Origin of the sequence: Enterococcus sp. C76 (genome assembly GCF_040886985.1) — a bacterium.
GTDB classification, from domain to species: Bacteria; Bacillota; Bacilli; order Lactobacillales; family Enterococcaceae; genus Enterococcus_B; species Enterococcus_B lactis.
Genome location: NZ_JBFOEY010000002.1, coordinates 364679 through 383182, shown reverse-complemented (window position 1 = coordinate 383182; position 18504 = coordinate 364679). Strand labels below are relative to the sequence as shown.

Here is an 18504-nt window from a genome sequence, read left to right as displayed (position 1 = left end):
GGTGGGTTACGGGAAGTGTTTTTCGTCTCGCCCTTTTTGTTTTAAAGGTAATAAAAATAAAAAGAAAGAAGGAATAATCATGTTTAAACGCGTACATCTGATCGTCATGGATTCAGTAGGAATTGGAGAAGCACCAGATGCCGAGAAGTTCGGTGACGTTGGTTCTGATACATTAGGACACATTGCAAAAGAAGCAGGATTGAACATTCCGCATTTAGAGCAGCTTGGTTTGGGAACGATTCGTCCTCTTGAAGGTGTGGAATCAGTGAAAGATCATCAAGGCTATGCGACGAAATTAGAAGAAGTTTCTGTAGGGAAAGATACGATGACAGGCCATTGGGAAATCATGGGATTGAATATCAAGACGCCGTTTCGTGTGTTTCCGAACGGATTCCCTGATGATCTGATCAAACAAATCGAAGAGTTTTCTGGCCGTAAAGTCGTATGCAACAAACCATATAGCGGAACGGCTGTGATTGACGATTACGGTGAACACCAAATGAAAACAGGCGATTTAATCGTATATACTTCTGCTGATCCTGTCCTTCAGATCGCGGCACATGAAGAAATCATTCCTTTAGAAGAACTATACCGGGTTTGCCAATTCGTTCGTGATATAACAAAAGATGACCCGTACATGATTGGTCGAATCATTGCACGTCCATATGTGGGAGAACCAGGAGACTTCACACGAACAAGCAATCGTCATGATTATGCGTTGGATCCATTCGGACACACGGTCCTCGATTCTTTGAAAGAAGCAGGAAAAGACGTGATTGCTGTAGGAAAGATCAACGATATTTTCAATGGACAAGGAATCACTGAATCTGTCCGCACGAAAAGTAATATGGATGGCGTCGACCAGTTGCTGAACGTTATGAAAAAAGAGTTTACAGGTATCAGCTTTACCAATTTAGTAGATTTTGATGCATTATACGGTCATCGCCGGGATGTAGTCGGTTATGCGCATGCGATTGAAGAATTTGACTTGCGGATCCCAGAACTGCTTGAAGCCATGGAAGAAGACGACTTGCTAATGATTACAGCCGATCACGGAAACGATCCGACATTTACTGGTACCGATCATACGCGAGAATATGTACCGTTATTGGTCTACAGTAAAAAAATGAAAGAACAAGGGGCGTTGCCTCAAGGGTATTATTCTGATATCTCCGCAACGATTGCTGAGAACTTTAGTGTTTCTTCGACTGAAAATGGCGAAAGCTTCTTAAAATTATTAAAATAATCTTTTTAAAATAGGAGAAAGCAAATGACCAAGTTAAGCGAGATGTTACAAGAAACGACCCAGTTTATCCTTGATAAAGGAGTAAAAGAAATTGATTTTGGTTTGATCCTAGGTTCAGGATTAGGTGAATTAGCAGATGAAATCGAAGATGCTGTAATGATTTCTTATGATGAGATCCCGTTCTTTCCTGTTTCGACAGTAGTTGGACATGCAGGACGGCTGGTTTACGGATCTCTAGCAGGCAAAAAAGTGTTAGCCATGCAAGGAAGATTCCACTACTATGAAGGTCATTCCATGCAAACAGTGACCTATCCAGTACGTGTGATGGCCGGACTAGGTGCCCATTCAGTCATTGTGACCAACGCATGTGGCGGTGTCAATGAATCCTTCGTACCAGGAGATTTGATGCTGATTACCGATCACATCAATTTTACTGGTGAAAATCCTTTGATCGGCCCGAATGAAGATGAAATGGGTCCTAGATTCCCAGATATGAGTCAAGCTTATACGCCTGACTATCAAGCAACAGCAAAAGCAGCTGCAGAAAAACTAGGTTTGGATCTTAAAGAAGGCGTATATATGGGCTATTCTGGCCCAACTTATGAAACGCCTGCTGAGATTCGGATGTCTCGGACAATAGGAGCCGATGCAGTAGGGATGTCGACTGTTCCAGAAGTCATCGTAGCAGCTCATAGCGGATTAAAAGTGTTAGGAATCTCTTGTATTACCAACTTAGCAGCAGGCATGCAAGCGAATCTGAGCCATGAAGAAGTTGTAGAAACAACTCAGAGAGTCAAACAATCTTTTAAAGCATTGGTTAAAGAAACATTGACATTATTGTAATAGGAGGAGCAACAAAATGAGTGTGCATATCGAAGCGAAAGAAGGCGAGATCGCCGATAAGATTTTACTTCCGGGAGACCCTTTACGAGCTAAATATATTGCGGAGACTTTTTTGGAAGAGCCAGTTTGCTACAATCAGGTCCGTGGTATGCTAGGCTTTACCGGCAAATATAAAGGCGAACGTATTTCTGTTCAAGGAACAGGGATGGGGATGCCATCAGCCACCATCTATGCCCATGAATTGATCCAGTCATATGGCGTAAAGAAATTGATCCGAGTAGGTACATGCGGGGCATTGTCAAAAGATGTCCATGTTCGTGATTTGGTACTAGCGCAAGGCGCAGCAACCAGCTCTTCGATGATCGAAAAAAATTTCCAAGCCTTTCATTTTCCGCCAATCAGTGATTTCAATCTATTACTGAAAGCATATGAGATAGCTAAAGAAAAGGGCTATACGGTTCATGTAGGAAATGTCCTTTCGGAAGATTCTTTCTACAAAGATGATTTGACAGAGACATTCCAATTAGCTGAACTTGGCGTATTAGGAGTGGAAATGGAAGCAGCGGCTCTTTATTACTTAGGCGCGAAATACCATGTGCAGACATTAAGTTTGATGACCGTTAGCGACCATTTGATTACTGGGGAAGAAACAACAGCTGCAGAACGTCAATCGACGTTCAATGAAATGATCGAAGTAGGATTGGAAACGGCGATTCAAGGGTAAAGTAATAGCTAAATAGCAAGAAAGTGTGACTGCCTAAACTTCTATTAATAGAAATTTGTCAGTCACATTTTTTTGCAGAAACTGTCTCACATAACCTGAAATCAATGACAACCGTTGCTTCAGTTACTTCGAGAGTCCTCCTAAAGTCAACCTAAAGTCAACCATTTGAATCTCTAAAATGTGAATCGACATTCCTTTTAAATTGCAGACGAATGGCACAATCTTAATCAAATAAAAAAGAACAGAAAGAAGCGAGTTACGCTCTTTCTGTTCCGAACTAGGCCACCAACAGGATGTGACAAATGAGTCATCTTCTGTTGGTGGTTTCGTCTAAATGAATACCTTAATCATTCAATTGCTCATGTGATGATGTTTGAAGAATGAAAAATTCAACTTAAATCAAGTCTGCATCAATAATAAGTGTTTCGAATAATACAGCGTGCTCAAGTGAGGAGCTTGATCCAGGACGTCCTGGTAGGCGATATACTTCTACTCGCTGTCCTGCTTTTCCAGGAATTTCGTGACGTACTTGAATATTACCATCAACTATTCTTGGAATGCTATAGTATGCTGTGCCGTCAAATGTTTCAAAACGATATCTTCCATCAATGTAAACGACCCATCTGTCTTGATTATTGTGAAAAAGTTCAGGTGTCAATGTTAAATAAGCAAATGCTCGAGAGCCTTCTCGCCCTACAGACAACATGTTTGTTTCTGTTACGCCTGTTTCCACTTGGATATTGTCATATTTCGCCCAACCATTCCATGTAGAAGCAAATCGTATAAGGTATGTATTTTCATCGTCTGGAGTCGTAAAAGTAAGTTTGCCACGTTCCCAGTTCTCATTATTATGTTCACTGCTCTCTAATACATCAAAACCGACATCATGATTCATGATCCCTAATTCAACACGTCCGGGTGCTGATTCGCTTGCTGCAACATCATAACTAAATGTATACGTGGTACTTGGTTTTAATGTCACGTATTGATGAACATTTTCACCATTTCTTGCTAAAGCAAAGTTATTTCCATTAACGGTTTGAAGTATGGGATTATTTGGCTCTTGGCCACTAGTGATCCAATGATCAAACCCGTCATTAAAGTCACCATTATGGATATACAATTGTTGCTCAATGGCCTGTTTACTTGTACTAACGAAGTCAGTTGTTGATAGACTTGTTGCGAATGTCGAAACGGATCCTCCTAAACTTAAAAATACCATACCTGCTGCCATCACTGTTTTTAAATTACTTTTGATCATCTTGTCTCTCCTCACTCTATATTTTTATTTTTTGATTTTGTTTGTAAGATGCAGCCGTGTAGTCTGTCTGTATCTCACAAATTAATCATAACCGAGAAAATAGCGGTCGTGTAAACACTTTTTTCTATATAACATTCATCATTAGAAAAAAATGATAAAATAAATAGTTTTATGAGGTTGACTTTTATCTAAACTTCATTTATTAGCAACATAAGAAAAGATGGAGAGTTGTGGTGATAGCTCATACAAATGAAAACTTCCTCTTAGAAACAGGATAAAAGAATGAAATTTAAATAAGTTTCTACAAAAAATGTTCGCTCCACATCTGAATGATTGTCAGACATTCTTTTTTCTCTCAATGCTACGCCTTCTCTCTTCATTTTTTGTTTATTCAAACAGTACTTACTATTATAATCATATAGTTATTATGTAAATTGATGTCATTCGCATTAGATAGCCAAGACTACCGTCTTCCAATATCTAAAAAAACAGCCCCTTCATCTCTTACAATAATAGGAGGTGAGAGGGCTGTCTTATTTACAATAGAGTATCTATTATAGGTAGTATTTTTTAGCCACTGTTAAGTCATCATTTAATTCATAAACAAGTGGTTGACCTGTTGGGATTTCAAGATCCATGATGTCTTCGTCAGAGATACCTTCGATATGTTTAGCTAGAGCGCGTAATGAGTTACCGTGTGCAGCTACTAAAACAGTTTTGTTGTCTAGTAATGCTGGAGCAATTTCATCTTGCCAGAATGGCAAAGCACGTTCTAATGTCACTTTCAAGTTTTCGCCACCAGGAATATCGCGTTTGTCTAACATTGCGTAACGACGGTCGTTTGCTGCAGAACCTTCGTCAGTTTCTTCCATTAATGGAGGAAGAGTATCGTAAGAACGACGCCAGATGTGTACTTGTTCGTCGCCGTATTTTTCAGCTGTTTCTTTTTTGTTCAAACCTTGTAATTTACCATAGTGACGTTCGTTCAAGCGCCATGATTTGATTTGTGGTACCCAAAGTTGATCTGAATATTCTAAGATCAAGTTACATGTTTTGATTGCACGAGTTAAAACAGAAGTATAGGCAACATCAAATTCGATTCCAGCTTCTTTGATTTTGCGTCCGCCTTCTTTTGCTTCTTCGATTCCTTCTGGTGCTAGGTTTACATCAGCCCAACCAGTAAATTGGTTCAATGCATTCCATTCACTAAGACCGTGACGAGAAAAAACTAATTTTGGCATGTTTAGCTCTCCTTTAAGATAGGTTTATATTTCTGAAAATTTCAGTTCTGTTTTATTGTACAATTTTTTGGAAGAGATTTCCATCGAAAAATTGGATAAGATTCTATGAGAAAACGAGTAGAGAAGATAAAAAAACGAACAGCTGCGAAAGCACTGTTCGTTTTTAGGCATTAGATGCATAATTGCTCGATTTCTTTTTCAGGCAAATTGATATATTTATAACATGTTCCAACTGAAACACCGCATTTTGAAGAAATAAATTGGATTGTTTCTTTTTTTTCATAATAGAGACGTCGGATTTTTTTGATCGTTTTTGCATCGATTTTTGGTCTTCCGCCGATTTTTCCTTTTTTACGAGCTTCATCTAATCCAACTAATGTACGTTCTTTGATCAATGCGCACTCCATGTTTGCCAGGTTTTCCATCAATTGGAAATAGATTTTCCCCATTTCGCGCGTATCGATTCCTTCATCAATGCTAACCAAGTGCAGCCCGCGGTCTTTGAATAATTGCGTAAGTTCTGTTAATTGCCGTGTAGATTTGCCCAATCGATGAAGTTGGCAGACGACTAGTGCATCGCCTTGCTGCATGTCAGCAATCACTGACTCCAAATGAACAGCAGTAGCATCGTTTTGTTCCACTTCATATGTCTCATGGAAAATTTCTTGACAACCAAAGTCAGATAATTGTTCAACCTGAGTTGTTAAATCAACATCATTTATGGTTGTGCGTGCATAACCAATAATTTTCATGGTGATTCCTTTCTAGCAGTGATTTTCTAACTGGATATAACAGTAAAAATGTAGCATAAAGTACGTCAAAAAGATAGTTTTTTCGCAAATTTTCCGCTGTCTTTTTTTATTGGATGATCAAGCAGTTTTTCTTTATTTATGGCGGATGGCATCAAGAATCTCAACACCTTTTTCTGAGCCAACAACAACTTTTGAAACCATATTTAGGAAAAGTCCATGTTCGACTACCCCAACAAGTTCATCTAAATAGGTAGCTAAGCTTTCTGGTTGTTCAATAACTTCTAGATGCAGATCAATGATATAATGACCACCATCTGTAGTTAGGACTTCGCCGTTTTCGTCTGTACGCAAAACAGGTTGGAATCCTTTTTCGTCAAAAATATGAAGTAGCTGTTGGGAGCCATAAGGGATGACTTCAACTGGGAGTGGGAACTTCCCAAGTTTATGGACTAATTTAGAAGAATCAACGATCCAAATCGTTTCTTTTGAGTACGTAGCGACTATTTTCTCGAAAAGCAAAGCAGCACCGCCGCCTTTTATCCCTTGAAAATCAGCACTGATTTCATCAGCACCATCTATCGTCAGATCGACTACTGGGACTTCATCGATACTCTTTAGCGGTATTCCTAATTTTTCCGCTTGTTCTTTTGTCGCATTTGAAGTAGTGACTCCTGTGATACGTAATCCTTCTTCACGCATACGGCGACCAATCTCTTCTACCATATAATAGGCGGTTGAACCGGTCCCGAGACCAACGATCATCCCGTCCTTTACGAATTTCGCGGCTTCAATGCCAGCTAATTGTTTTAAATTCATCTTTGCATCCACCTTTTTTTAGTTTGAGCTTCGTGCTTTCCTCACTATTTTAGCGTGATTTACGGCAAAAAGATACCATTCTTTTTTATTGCAATAAAGCTTTTTCAAAAAAAATTGCATCTCTTGTTGACATGTTTTTTCATTCGTGATATTCTAACAAAGGTGCTTTATCTACAGGTTTCTGTGAAGAAACGTGCTGACTGTTTATCAAAGCATATTTGATAAGGATGCAGACATTGCATTTATTTTTTATCGCAAAAAAAGAACCACCTGGATGTGTGGAACTAGACGCAAATCGTGGGAAGGAGGAAACAAGGAATGCCTACAATTAACCAATTAGTACGTAAACCTCGTAAATCAAAGGTGGAAAAATCTAATTCACCTGCTTTGAACAAAGGATATAACAGCTTTAAGAAAACTCAAACTAACGTAAACTCACCTCAAAAACGTGGGGTAGCAACTCGTGTGGGTACAATGACACCTAAAAAACCGAACTCAGCTTTACGTAAATATGCACGTGTTCGTTTGTCAAACTTAATTGAAGTTACTGCTTATATCCCAGGGATTGGTCATAACTTACAAGAACACAGTGTTGTATTATTACGCGGTGGTCGTGTAAAAGACTTACCAGGGGTACGTTACCATATCGTTCGCGGTGCTTTAGATACTGCTGGTGTTAACGACCGTAAACAAAGCCGTTCTAAATACGGAACTAAAAAACCTAAAGCTTAATTTTAATTATTAAACAAATGAAACTTGCTTCTATTATATAGAAGTAATTACTATGAACAATATTTCGGAAGGAGGAGTTACGGATGCCACGTAAAGGTCCTGTTGCAAAACGTGATGTTTTACCAGATCCTATTTATAACTCAAAATTAGTAACTCGCTTGATCAACCGTGTAATGGTTGACGGAAAACGCGGGATTGCAGCTAACATTATCTATAATGCCTTTGATTTGATCAAAGAATCTACAGGTAACGATCCATTAGAAGTGTTTGAACAAGCAATGAAAAACGTTCAACCTGTTCTTGAAGTTAAAGCACGTCGTGTTGGGGGTTCAAACTACCAAGTACCAGTTGAAGTTCGCCCTGAACGCCGCGTTACTCTAGGTCTTCGTTGGGTAGTAAACTACGCTCGCTTGCGCGGTGAACACACAATGGAAGAACGCTTAGCAAAAGAAATCATGGATGCTGCAAACAACACAGGTGCTTCTGTTAAAAAACGTGAAGACACTCATAAAATGGCTGATGCCAACCGTGCGTTTGCTCACTATCGCTGGTAAGATTCTCTCTGTTTGGTCGGCTTTTATAAGTCGACCTCAGATAGTGTCCTTATTTTTAGCAACTAGATAGTAAAGAGAGGAGAAACAAGGAGAATGACCAGAGAATTTTCTTTACAAAACACTCGTAATATCGGTATCATGGCCCACATCGATGCTGGTAAAACGACTGCTACTGAACGTATCTTGTACTATACTGGTAAAATCCATAAAATTGGTGAAACTCATGAAGGAGCTTCACAAATGGACTGGATGGAACAAGAACAAGAACGTGGTATTACGATCACTTCTGCTGCTACTACAGCACAATGGAAGGGTCATCGAATCAACATCATCGACACACCAGGACACGTAGACTTCACAGTTGAAGTTGAACGTTCATTGCGTGTACTTGATGGTGCTGTAACTGTTCTTGATGCACAATCAGGTGTTGAACCTCAAACTGAAACAGTTTGGCGTCAAGCAACAACTTACGGTGTACCTCGTATCGTATTTGCAAACAAAATGGACAAGATCGGTGCTGACTTCTTATATTCAGTATCAACTTTACATGACCGTTTGCAAGCAAACGCTCACCCAATCCAATTACCAATTGGTGCGGAAGACGACTTCACAGGAATTATCGACCTTGTAACAATGAAGGCTGAAATGTATACAAACGACCTTGGAACAGAGATCGAAGAAACAGAAATTCCTGAAGAATACCGCGAATTAGCTGAAGAATGGCGCGAAAAATTGGTTGAAGCTGTAGCTGAAACTGATGAAGAACTTACTTTGAAATACTTAGAAGGTGAAGAAATCACTGAAGCTGAGTTAAAAGAAGGTATCCGCCGCGCAACAGTTAACGTAGAATTCTACCCAGTACTCTGTGGTTCAGCATTTAAGAACAAAGGGGTTCAATTACTATTGGACGCTGTTCTTGATTACTTGCCATCACCGTTAGATATCCCAGCTATCAAAGGGATTGACCCTAAAACTGATGAAGAAGTAGAACGTCCTGCAGACGACAGCGCTCCTTTCTCAGCTTTAGCATTTAAAGTTATGACTGACCCATTCGTAGGTCGTTTAACTTTCTTCCGTGTGTACTCTGGTGTTTTAAAATCAGGTTCATACGTACAAAACGCAACAAAAGGCAAACGCGAACGTGTTGGTCGTATCTTACAGATGCATGCCAACTCTCGTTCAGAAATCTCTGAAGTTTACGCTGGAGATATCGCTGCTGCTGTTGGTTTGAAAGACACAACTACTGGGGACACACTATGTGATGAAAAGAATCTAGTTATTCTTGAATCAATGGAATTCCCAGAACCAGTTATCCAAGTCGCTATTGAACCTAAATCAAAAGCTGACCAAGATAAAATGGGTGTGGCTTTACAAAAACTATCTGAAGAAGATCCTACTTTCCGTGCTGAAACAAACGTGGAAACAGGCGAAACAATCATCGCTGGTATGGGTGAACTTCACTTAGATATCATCGTTGACCGTATGCGTCGTGAATTCAAAGTTGAAGCTAACGTAGGTGCGCCTCAAGTATCTTACCGTGAAACTTTCCGTGCTGGCACTCAAGCCGAAGGTAAGTTTGTACGTCAGTCTGGTGGTAAAGGTCAATACGGTCACGTATGGATCGAATTTACACCAAACGAAGAAGGTGCTGGTTTCGAATTTGAAAATGCGATCGTCGGTGGGGTTGTTCCTCGTGAATACATTCCAGCTGTTGAAACTGGTTTGAAAGATGCTATGGAAAATGGTGTCTTAGCTGGCTATCCATTAGTAGATATCAAAGCTAAACTTTACGATGGTTCATACCATGATGTCGATTCAAATGAAACTGCCTTCCGTGTTGCTGCTTCTATGGCATTACGTGCAGCAGCTAAGAAAGCTAATCCAGTAATCCTTGAACCAATCATGGCTGTAGAAGTTGTTATCCCTGAAGATTACTTAGGTGATGTTATGGGCCACGTAACTGCTCGTCGTGGACGTGTTGAAGGTATGGAAGCTCGCGCTGGCGGCCAACAAGTTGTTCGTGCGATGGTTCCACTTGCTGAAATGTTTGGTTATGCTACAACTCTTCGTTCTGCTACTCAAGGTCGTGGTACATTTACAATGACATTTGACCACTACGAAGATGTACCAAAATCAGTACAAGAAGAAATCATTAAGAAAAACGGCGGAAAAGCTGAATAATTTCTTAAAACCGGATAGTCCTGCAAAGAGATTATCCAAAGAGACTATATTTTTAATATAGTTTCGTGTAAAATAATTATCGATGATATGGGCATGTGGTGTACCTTGTGTACATCATATACCTATCAGACAAATAAAAAATATATTGTATTTTTAGGAGGACATTTTAAAATGGCAAAAGAAAAATTTGACCGTTCTAAACCACACGTTAACATTGGTACTATCGGACACGTTGACCATGGTAAAACTACATTAACAGCTGCAATCACAACTGTACTATCTAAGAAAAACGGCGGCCAAGCTATGGCTTACGATCAAATCGATGGTGCTCCAGAAGAACGCGAACGCGGAATCACAATCTCAACAGCTCACGTTGAGTATGAAACAGACACACGCCACTACGCTCACGTTGACTGCCCAGGACACGCGGACTACGTTAAAAACATGATCACTGGTGCTGCTCAAATGGACGGAGCTATCTTGGTAGTTTCTGCTGCTGATGGCCCAATGCCTCAAACTCGTGAACACATCCTATTGTCTCGTCAAGTTGGTGTTCCTTACATCGTTGTATTCTTGAACAAAGTAGACATGGTTGATGACGAAGAATTACTAGAATTAGTTGAAATGGAAGTTCGTGACCTATTAACAGAATACGAATTCCCTGGTGACGATGTTCCTGTAGTTGCTGGATCAGCTTTGAAAGCTTTAGAAGGCGACGCTTCATACGAAGAAAAAATTCTTGAATTGATGGCTGCAGTTGACGAATACATCCCAACTCCAGAACGTGACAACGACAAACCATTCATGATGCCAGTTGAAGACGTGTTCTCAATCACTGGACGTGGTACTGTTGCTACAGGTCGTGTTGAACGTGGACAAGTTCGCGTTGGTGACGAAGTTGAAGTTGTTGGTATTGCTGAAGAAACTTCAAAAACAACAGTTACTGGTGTTGAAATGTTCCGTAAATTGTTAGACTACGCTGAAGCTGGAGACAACATTGGTGCTTTACTACGTGGTGTTGCACGTGAAGACATCCAACGTGGACAAGTTTTAGCTAAACCAGGTACAATCACACCTCATACAAAATTCTCTGCAGAAGTATATGTGTTGACAAAAGAAGAAGGTGGACGTCATACTCCATTCTTCACTAACTACCGTCCACAATTCTACTTCCGTACAACTGACGTAACAGGTGTTGTTGAATTACCAGAAGGAACTGAAATGGTTATGCCTGGCGACAACGTAACAATGGAAGTTGAATTAATCCACCCAATCGCTATCGAAAACGGTACTAAATTCTCAATCCGTGAAGGCGGACGTACAGTTGGTGCCGGTGTCGTTACAGAAATCAAAGCTTAATTGAATTAAGCAAAACTAAGCAACATTTATTCGGACGTAATCGCTCGGAATGAAGATCTCAGGATCTTTGTTCCGAGCTTTTTTATTTATTGCAGGATCAGGAAAGAAAAGACAGGGCATTATAATAGAAGGAACGCGAAATAAAAGAATCAGTATTTTCTAAATGAAACTTTATGAAAACAAAATGTTTTTTACAAGAAAAAGCCTTGCGTTGTGAGTTTATATATATTATAATGACAAAGGTGCGTTTACTTTAGTGAATTGCACAGACGTAATCAGAATGATTTCGTCGGCTAAGAAACGAGAGGTTGCGACACGCCCGGACGCTTTGCCACGAACGAGCGTGACGGAAATTTTCGTGGAGCTATGTCTACTTTTCAAAATAGGCGAAGGAGGGAACAAGATGGCAAAACAAAAAATTCGTATCCGTTTAAAAGCGTATGAACACCGTATTTTAGATCAATCAGCGGATAAAATCGTGGAAACTGCAAAAAGAACTGGAGCTAGCGTGTCTGGTCCAATTCCATTACCAACTGAACGCAGTCTTTACACAATCATTCGTGCGACTCATAAATACAAAGATTCACGCGAACAATTCGAAATGCGTACACACAAACGTCTTATCGACATTGTGAACCCAACACCAAAAACTGTTGATGCTTTGATGAAGCTAGACTTACCATCTGGTGTAAACATCGAAATCAAATTATAAAACTAAAACAAAAATAATGGAGGTGTACTCATGACCAAAGGAATCTTAGGGAAAAAAGTGGGAATGACACAAATCTTCACTGAATCTGGTGAATTAATTCCAGTTACTGTTGTAGAAGCTACGCCAAACGTAGTACTACAAGTGAAAACAATGGAAACGGATGGCTACGAAGCTATTCAAGTTGGTTACCAAGATATGCGTGAAGTTTTATCAAACAAACCTGCGAAAGGTCATGTTGCAAAAGCAAACACGGCTCCTAAGCGCTTCATTCGTGAATTCAAAAATGTTGAGCTAGGAGAATATGAAGTAGGAAAAGAAATTACAGTAGATGTTTTCCAAGCAGGAGACATTATTGATGTAACAGGTACTACGAAAGGTAAAGGATTCCAAGGGGTTATCAAACGCCACGGACAAAGCCGCGGACCAATGGCTCACGGTTCTCGTTACCATCGTCGTCCTGGGTCAATGGGTCCAGTTGCACCTAACCGTGTATTCAAAAACAAACGTCTTGCTGGCCGTATGGGTGGCAACCGCGTAACTATCCAAAACTTGGAAGTTGTACGTGTAGATGCAGAAAGAAATGTTATCTTGATCAAAGGTAATGTTCCTGGAGCGAAAAAATCTTTAATCACTATCAAATCAGCTGTGAAAGCTAAATAATTGTAGGAAGAAAGGAGGAACTAAGGAATGCCGAATGTAGCATTATTCAAACAAGATGGAAGCCAAAACGGTGAAATCACACTTAACGAAGAAATCTTCGGAATTGAACCTAATGAAAGTGTTGTTTACGATGCAATCGTAATGCAACGTGCGTCATTAAGACAAGGAACACACGCGGTTAAAAACCGTAGCGCTGTTCGTGGCGGTGGACGTAAACCATGGCGTCAAAAAGGAACAGGTCGTGCACGTCAAGGATCTATCCGCTCACCACAATGGCGTGGAGGTGGCGTAGTCTTTGGACCAACACCACGTTCTTACAGCTACAAACTTCCTAAAAAAGTTCGTCGTTTAGCAATGAAATCTGTATTGTCAGAAAAAGTTGCTGAAAACAACTTGGTAGCAATCGAAGGCTTGAACTTCGACGCACCAAAAACAAAAGAATTCAAACAAGTTCTTGCTAACTTATCTATCGACTCTAAAGTATTGGTTGTTCTAGAAAAAGGTAACGACTTTGCTGCTTTATCAGCACGTAACTTACCAAACGTTTCTGTAGTAACTTCTGATAATGTGAGTGTGCTAGACGTTGTATCAAATACAAAAGTGTTAGCAACACAAACTGCTCTTACTCAAATTGAGGAGGTGCTTGCATAATGAACTTACTAGACGTAATCAAACGCCCAGTGATCACTGAAAAATCAATGCTTGCCATGGATGACAAGAAATACACTTTTGAAGTGGACACTCGCGCAAACAAAACTTTAGTAAAACAAGCGGTAGAAGCTGCTTTTGACGTTAAAGTCAAAAACGTGAACATCGTGAACGTACGTGCGAAATTCAAACGTATGGGCAAATATGCAGGATATACAAAAAAACGTCGCAAAGCGATCGTTACATTGACTGAAGATTCAAAAGAAATCCAATTATTCGAAGCTGCTGAATAAGCACTAATAGATAACTCATTAAATTAGGAGGGAAAAACGTGGCGATTAAAAAGTACAAACCTACCTCAAATGGTCGTCGTAACATGACAGGTTCTGATTTTGCTGAAATCACAACATCAACACCTGAAAAATCATTGTTACAACCATTGAAAAACCATGCTGGACGTAACAACAACGGCCGCATCACTGTACGTCATCAAGGTGGCGGACACAAACGCCAATATCGCGTGATCGACTTCAAACGTAACAAAGACAACGTTGTTGCAACTGTTCAAACGATCGAATATGATCCAAACCGTTCAGCTAACATCGCGTTAGTACACTATGAAGATGGAGTGAAAGCTTACATCTTAGCACCTAAAGGACTAGAAGTGGGTATGAAACTTGTTTCAGGTCCAGAAGCAGATATCAAAGTCGGAAATGCTCTTCCATTAGAAAACATTCCAGTTGGTACTGTTATCCACAACATTGAAATGAAACCTGGTAAAGGTGGACAATTGATCCGTTCTGCTGGTACAAGTGCTCAAGTACTTGGTAAAGAAGGCAAATACGTATTGATCCGCTTGAACTCTGGTGAAGTTCGTATGATCTTAGCTGCATGCCGCGCAACAATCGGTTCTGTAGGTAACGAACAACACGAATTAATCAACATCGGTAAAGCTGGACGCTCTCGTTGGATGCGTAAACGCCCAACTGTACGTGGTAGCGTAATGAACCCTAATGATCACCCACACGGTGGTGGTGAAGGTAAAGCTCCTATCGGACGTAAAGCACCAGTTTCTCCTTGGGGTCAACCAGCTCTTGGTTACAAAACTCGTAACAAAAAAGCTAAATCAGACAAACTTATTGTTCGTCGTCGCAAAAATAAATAATTACTTTGACCATGTGTCGCACATTTTGAGAGGAGGTTCACCATGGGTCGTAGTTTAAAGAAAGGACCTTTTGTCGATGAGCATTTAATGAAAAAAGTTGAAGCTCAAGCAGGGGTTGAAAAGAAAAAAGTTATCAAAACTTGGTCACGCCGTTCAACAGTTTTCCCAAGTTTTGTTGGATATACCATCGCAGTTTATGATGGACGTAAACATGTACCAGTTTACATCCAAGAAGACATGGTAGGACACAAATTAGGTGAATTTGCACCTACAAGAACTTATCGTGGACATGCTGCTGACGATAAGAAAACGAAACGCTAATTTGAGGGGAGGATAAATCCAAATGGCAGAACAAATCACATCAGCTAAAGCAACTGCAAAAACAGTTCGCACTTCACCTCGAAAAGCCCGTTTAGTAATTGACCTTATCAGAGGTAAAAGTGTCGCAGATGCAATTTCAATCTTGAAATTCACACCAAACAAATCTGCTGGAATCATTGAAAAAGTATTGATGTCAGCAGTTGCGAATGCAGAAAATAACTTTGACTTAGATGTTGAAAACTTGGTAGTAACCGAAGCTTTTGTTAACGAAGGACCTACAATGAAACGTTTCCGTCCTCGTGCAAAAGGATCAGCTTCTCCAATCAACAAACGTACAAGTCATATCACGGTAGTCGTATCAGAAAAATAAGGAGGGATAATCAGTGGGTCAAAAAGTACATCCAATTGGAATGCGTGTAGGCATCATCCGCGACTGGGATGCTAAATGGTATGCTGAAAAAGAGTATGCTGAGTTCTTACACGAAGATTTAAGAATCCGTAAATTTATTTCAACTAAACTTGCTGATGCTGCTGTATCAACAGTTGAAATCGAACGTGCAACAGGTCGCGTAAACATTTCAATTCACACAGCTAAACCAGGTATGGTTATTGGTAAAGGCGGTTCTGAAGTCGAAAGCCTAAGAAAAGAATTAAACAAATTAACTGGTAAAAGAATCCACATCAACATCGTGGAAATCAAAAAACCAGATCTAGATGCAAAATTAGTAGGTGAAGGAATCGCACGTCAATTAGAAAACCGTGTTGCTTTCCGTCGCGCTCAAAAACAAGCGATCCAACGCTCAATGCGTGCTGGCGCTCAAGGGATCAAAACTCAAGTATCTGGTCGTCTAAACGGAGCAGATATCGCTCGTTCAGAAGGATACTCAGAGGGAACTGTTCCTCTTCATACTTTACGTGCGGACATTGATTACGCATGGGAAGAAGCAGATACAACATACGGAAAACTAGGAGTTAAAGTGTGGATCTATCGTGGAGAAATTCTTCCAACTAAAAAAAACACTGAGAAAGGAGGGAAATAATCATGTTAGTACCTAAACGTGTAAAACACCGTCGTGAATTCCGCGGAAAAATGCGCGGGGAAGCTAAAGGCGGAAAAGAAGTAGCATTCGGTGAATACGGTTTGCAAGCTGTTGATTCACATTGGATCACAAACCGCCAAATCGAAGCTGCTCGTATCGCAATGACTCGTTACATGAAACGTGGTGGGAAAGTATGGATTAAAATTTTCCCTCACAAATCTTATACTGCCAAAGCAATTGGGGTACGTATGGGTTCTGGTAAAGGGGCACCTGAAGGATGGGTTGCACCAGTAAAACGTGGTAAAATCATGTTTGAAATCGCAGGCGTTCCTGAAGAAGTAGCTCGTGAAGCGTTACGTCTAGCTTCTCACAAATTACCAATGAAAACTAAGATCGTAAAACGTGAGGAAATGGGTGGTGAATCGAATGAAGGTTAAAGAAATCAGAGAATTAACCACTGCCGAAATGCTTGATCAAGAAAAACAATTAAAAGAAGAATTGTTTAATCTTAGATTCCAATTAGCAACAGGTCAATTAGAAAACACTGCACGTATTAAAGAAGTACGTAAATCGATTGCACGCATCAAAACTGTGTTGCGTGAACAAGCTAAGTAATTATGGAAGGAGGCCATTAAGCGTATGACTGAAGGAAGAAATCAACGCAAAGTTTATCAAGGTCGCGTGGTTTCAGACAAAATGGATAAAACAATTACCGTTGCTGTCGAAACAAAGAAAAACCACCCTATCTATGGCAAACGCATGAACTATTCTAAGAAATACAAAGTGCATGATGAAAACAACACAGCAAAAGTTGGCGACATCGTGAGAATTATGGAAACTCGTCCATTATCAGCTACAAAACGTTTCCGTTTGTTGGAAGTAGTCGAAGAAGCAGTTATTATCTAATAACACGAGATTTTCCTATATAGATTGAATGCAAAATCTGAAAGGAGGATACACAACGTGATCCAAGCAGAAAGTCGTTTAAAAGTCGCTGATAACTCAGGCGCACGTGAAATTTTGACGATCAAAGTCCTTGGTGGATCTGGTCGTAAAACTGCTAACATCGGTGATGTGATCGTTGCTACGGTTAAACAAGCAACGCCAGGTGGGGTTGTCAAAAAAGGTGACGTCGTTAAAGCCGTTATCGTTCGAACAAAATCAGGAGCTCGTCGTACAGACGGTTCATATATTAAATTTGATGAAAATGCTGCAGTGATTATTCGTGATGATAAAAGCCCTCGTGGAACACGTATCTTTGGGCCAGTTGCACGTGAACTACGTGAAAACAACTTCATGAAGATCGTTTCACTAGCACCAGAAGTTTTATAATCTTGAGACACTTATCAAAGGAGGTGCGAAACAGTTATGTTTGTTAAAAAAGGCGATAAAGTTAAAGTTATCACTGGAAAAGACAAAAACAAAGAAGGCGTTGTACTAGCAGCGTTCCCGAAAAAAGATAAAGTTATTGTCGAAGGTGTAAATGTCGTTAAAAAACACCAAAAACCTTCTCAAGCTGCTCCTCAAGGTGGAATTGTTGAGATGGAAGCGCCAATTCATGTTTCTAACGTGATGGTGGTTGACTCTACTGGTGTAGCTGGCCGAGTTGGCTACAAAGAAGTAGACGGCAAAAAAGTCCGTGTTTCTAAAAAAACCGGTGAAGTTTTAGATAAATAAAAGTTTAAGGAAGGAGGGTCTTACTGAATGAACCGCCTAAAAGAAAAATATCTTAAAGAAGTAACTCCATCATTGATGGAAAAATTTAACTATAGCTCTGTTATGCAAACACCTAAAGTTGAAAAAATCGTCATCAACATGGGTGTTGGTGATGCGGTATCAAACGCTAAAAACTTAGATAAAGCAGTTGAAGAATTAACTTTGATCACTGGTCAAAAACCAATGATTACAAAAGCTAAAAAATCAATCGCTGGATTCCGTTTACGTGAAGGAATGCCAATTGGTGCAAAAGTTACATTGCGCGGAGAAAGAATGTACGAATTCTTAGATAAATTGGTTTCAGTTTCACTACCACGTGTACGTGACTTCCATGGTGTAAGTAAAAAAGCCTTTGACGGTCGTGGAAACTATACTTTAGGTATTAAAGAACAATTGATCTTCCCAGAAGTAGATTATGATTTAGTAGATAAAGTACGTGGTATGGACATCGTTATTGTAACAACAGCAAACTCTGATGAAGAATCTCGTGAGTTGTTGACACAATTAGGCATGCCATTCCAAAAATAATTAAA

The 18504-nt window shown here is 39.9% G+C and carries 25 protein-coding genes; 21 read left to right on the top strand and 4 right to left on the bottom strand.

Features of this window, described 5'->3' with window-relative positions; all coding sequences use genetic code 11:
• Nucleotides 1–79: 79 nt before the first annotated feature.
• Genes deoB through deoD form a run of 3 tightly spaced genes read left to right on the top strand, consistent with a single transcriptional unit; the run spans nucleotide 80 to nucleotide 2813 of the window.
• On the top strand, nucleotides 80–1246 hold the full coding sequence (gene deoB / locus AB3I00_RS04315; RefSeq protein WP_002291118.1) for a phosphopentomutase: 1167 nt from the start codon (nucleotides 80–82) through the stop codon (nucleotides 1244–1246).
• Between the two features lie 24 nt (nucleotides 1247–1270).
• Nucleotides 1271–2089 carry a purine-nucleoside phosphorylase gene (locus tag AB3I00_RS04310; RefSeq protein ID WP_002319339.1) on the top strand — a complete coding sequence of 273 codons (819 nt, stop codon included), beginning with the start codon at nucleotides 1271–1273 and terminating at the stop codon, nucleotides 2087–2089.
• Nucleotides 2090–2105: 16 nt separating this feature from the next.
• The gene (gene deoD / locus AB3I00_RS04305; RefSeq protein WP_002291121.1) at nucleotides 2106–2813 is read left to right on the top strand and encodes a purine-nucleoside phosphorylase; all 708 of its coding nucleotides are present in this window, start codon (nucleotides 2106–2108) and stop codon (nucleotides 2811–2813) included.
• A gap of 394 nt (nucleotides 2814–3207) precedes the next feature.
• Here the strand turns inward: deoD and AB3I00_RS04300 are convergent, their stop codons facing one another.
• From AB3I00_RS04300 to rpiA, 4 genes are all read right to left on the bottom strand, one after another.
• Complete coding sequence (locus tag AB3I00_RS04300) at nucleotides 3208–4074, bottom strand: carbohydrate binding domain-containing protein (protein ID WP_002319341.1); 867 nt, start codon at nucleotides 4072–4074, stop codon at nucleotides 3208–3210.
• A 554-nt stretch (nucleotides 4075–4628) separates the two neighbouring features.
• Nucleotides 4629–5315 (bottom strand): 2,3-diphosphoglycerate-dependent phosphoglycerate mutase, encoded by a 687-nt coding sequence (gene gpmA / locus AB3I00_RS04295; RefSeq protein ID WP_002294321.1) that lies wholly within the window; start codon nucleotides 5313–5315, stop codon nucleotides 4629–4631.
• A 170-nt stretch (nucleotides 5316–5485) separates the two neighbouring features.
• Nucleotides 5486–6067 (bottom strand): recombinase family protein, encoded by a 582-nt coding sequence (locus AB3I00_RS04290; RefSeq protein ID WP_002315503.1) that lies wholly within the window; start codon nucleotides 6065–6067, stop codon nucleotides 5486–5488.
• Between the two features lie 132 nt (nucleotides 6068–6199).
• Nucleotides 6200–6883, bottom strand: a complete 684-nt coding sequence (gene rpiA / locus AB3I00_RS04285) for a ribose-5-phosphate isomerase RpiA (RefSeq protein WP_002309842.1) — start codon at nucleotides 6881–6883, stop codon at nucleotides 6200–6202.
• A 318-nt stretch (nucleotides 6884–7201) separates the two neighbouring features.
• On the opposite strand from rpiA, the gene rpsL reads away from it, so the two are divergent.
• From rpsL to rplE, 18 genes are all read left to right on the top strand, one after another.
• Nucleotides 7202–7615 carry a 30S ribosomal protein S12 gene (rpsL, locus tag AB3I00_RS04280; RefSeq protein WP_002294318.1) on the top strand — a complete coding sequence of 138 codons (414 nt, stop codon included), beginning with the start codon at nucleotides 7202–7204 and terminating at the stop codon, nucleotides 7613–7615.
• A gap of 83 nt (nucleotides 7616–7698) precedes the next feature.
• Complete coding sequence (gene rpsG, locus AB3I00_RS04275) at nucleotides 7699–8169, top strand: 30S ribosomal protein S7 (RefSeq protein WP_002290440.1); 471 nt, start codon at nucleotides 7699–7701, stop codon at nucleotides 8167–8169.
• Nucleotides 8170–8262: 93 nt separating this feature from the next.
• Entirely contained in the window at nucleotides 8263–10350 is a 2088-nt protein-coding gene (gene fusA, locus AB3I00_RS04270) for an elongation factor G (RefSeq protein ID WP_002309841.1), read from the top strand.
• Between the two features lie 171 nt (nucleotides 10351–10521).
• Complete coding sequence (tuf, locus tag AB3I00_RS04265; RefSeq protein ID WP_002290442.1) at nucleotides 10522–11709, top strand: elongation factor Tu; 1188 nt, start codon at nucleotides 10522–10524, stop codon at nucleotides 11707–11709.
• Nucleotides 11710–12112: 403 nt separating this feature from the next.
• Nucleotides 12113–12421 (top strand): 30S ribosomal protein S10, encoded by a 309-nt coding sequence (gene rpsJ / locus AB3I00_RS04260; RefSeq protein ID WP_002290443.1) that lies wholly within the window; start codon nucleotides 12113–12115, stop codon nucleotides 12419–12421.
• 30 nt (nucleotides 12422–12451) lie between these two features.
• Complete coding sequence (gene rplC, locus AB3I00_RS04255) at nucleotides 12452–13081, top strand: 50S ribosomal protein L3 (protein WP_002290445.1); 630 nt, start codon at nucleotides 12452–12454, stop codon at nucleotides 13079–13081.
• A gap of 27 nt (nucleotides 13082–13108) precedes the next feature.
• Nucleotides 13109–13732, top strand: a complete 624-nt coding sequence (gene rplD / locus AB3I00_RS04250; protein WP_002290446.1) for a 50S ribosomal protein L4 — start codon at nucleotides 13109–13111, stop codon at nucleotides 13730–13732.
• Nucleotides 13732–14022: a 50S ribosomal protein L23 gene (gene rplW, locus AB3I00_RS04245; protein ID WP_002290449.1), complete on the top strand. Its 291-nt coding sequence runs from the start codon at nucleotides 13732–13734 to the stop codon at nucleotides 14020–14022. Before rplD ends, rplW begins: the two co-directional genes overlap by 1 nt.
• Nucleotides 14023–14060: 38 nt before the next feature.
• A complete protein-coding gene (gene rplB, locus AB3I00_RS04240; protein ID WP_002290451.1) occupies nucleotides 14061–14894 on the top strand; it encodes a 50S ribosomal protein L2 in 834 nt (277 codons plus the stop codon).
• A 42-nt stretch (nucleotides 14895–14936) separates the two neighbouring features.
• Entirely contained in the window at nucleotides 14937–15215 is a 279-nt protein-coding gene (gene rpsS, locus AB3I00_RS04235; RefSeq protein WP_002288655.1) for a 30S ribosomal protein S19, read from the top strand.
• 22 nt (nucleotides 15216–15237) lie between these two features.
• Nucleotides 15238–15585: a 50S ribosomal protein L22 gene (gene rplV, locus AB3I00_RS04230; protein WP_002290452.1), complete on the top strand. Its 348-nt coding sequence runs from the start codon at nucleotides 15238–15240 to the stop codon at nucleotides 15583–15585.
• Between the two features lie 13 nt (nucleotides 15586–15598).
• Nucleotides 15599–16255 (top strand): 30S ribosomal protein S3, encoded by a 657-nt coding sequence (rpsC, locus tag AB3I00_RS04225; protein WP_002288659.1) that lies wholly within the window; start codon nucleotides 15599–15601, stop codon nucleotides 16253–16255.
• Nucleotides 16256–16257: 2 nt separating this feature from the next.
• Complete coding sequence (gene rplP / locus AB3I00_RS04220; RefSeq protein ID WP_002288661.1) at nucleotides 16258–16692, top strand: 50S ribosomal protein L16; 435 nt, start codon at nucleotides 16258–16260, stop codon at nucleotides 16690–16692.
• Nucleotides 16682–16870: a 50S ribosomal protein L29 gene (gene rpmC, locus AB3I00_RS04215; RefSeq protein ID WP_002288664.1), complete on the top strand. Its 189-nt coding sequence runs from the start codon at nucleotides 16682–16684 to the stop codon at nucleotides 16868–16870. The genes rplP and rpmC overlap by 11 nt, the downstream gene beginning before the upstream one ends.
• Nucleotides 16871–16894: 24 nt before the next feature.
• Nucleotides 16895–17161, top strand: a complete 267-nt coding sequence (rpsQ, locus tag AB3I00_RS04210) for a 30S ribosomal protein S17 (protein ID WP_002288668.1) — start codon at nucleotides 16895–16897, stop codon at nucleotides 17159–17161.
• Nucleotides 17162–17218: 57 nt separating this feature from the next.
• Nucleotides 17219–17587 carry a 50S ribosomal protein L14 gene (rplN, locus tag AB3I00_RS04205; protein ID WP_002288669.1) on the top strand — a complete coding sequence of 123 codons (369 nt, stop codon included), beginning with the start codon at nucleotides 17219–17221 and terminating at the stop codon, nucleotides 17585–17587.
• A gap of 36 nt (nucleotides 17588–17623) precedes the next feature.
• On the top strand, nucleotides 17624–17932 hold the full coding sequence (gene rplX / locus AB3I00_RS04200) for a 50S ribosomal protein L24 (RefSeq protein ID WP_002288670.1): 309 nt from the start codon (nucleotides 17624–17626) through the stop codon (nucleotides 17930–17932).
• A 27-nt stretch (nucleotides 17933–17959) separates the two neighbouring features.
• Nucleotides 17960–18499 (top strand): 50S ribosomal protein L5, encoded by a 540-nt coding sequence (gene rplE, locus AB3I00_RS04195; RefSeq protein WP_002288671.1) that lies wholly within the window; start codon nucleotides 17960–17962, stop codon nucleotides 18497–18499.
• Nucleotides 18500–18504 lie beyond the last annotated feature (5 nt).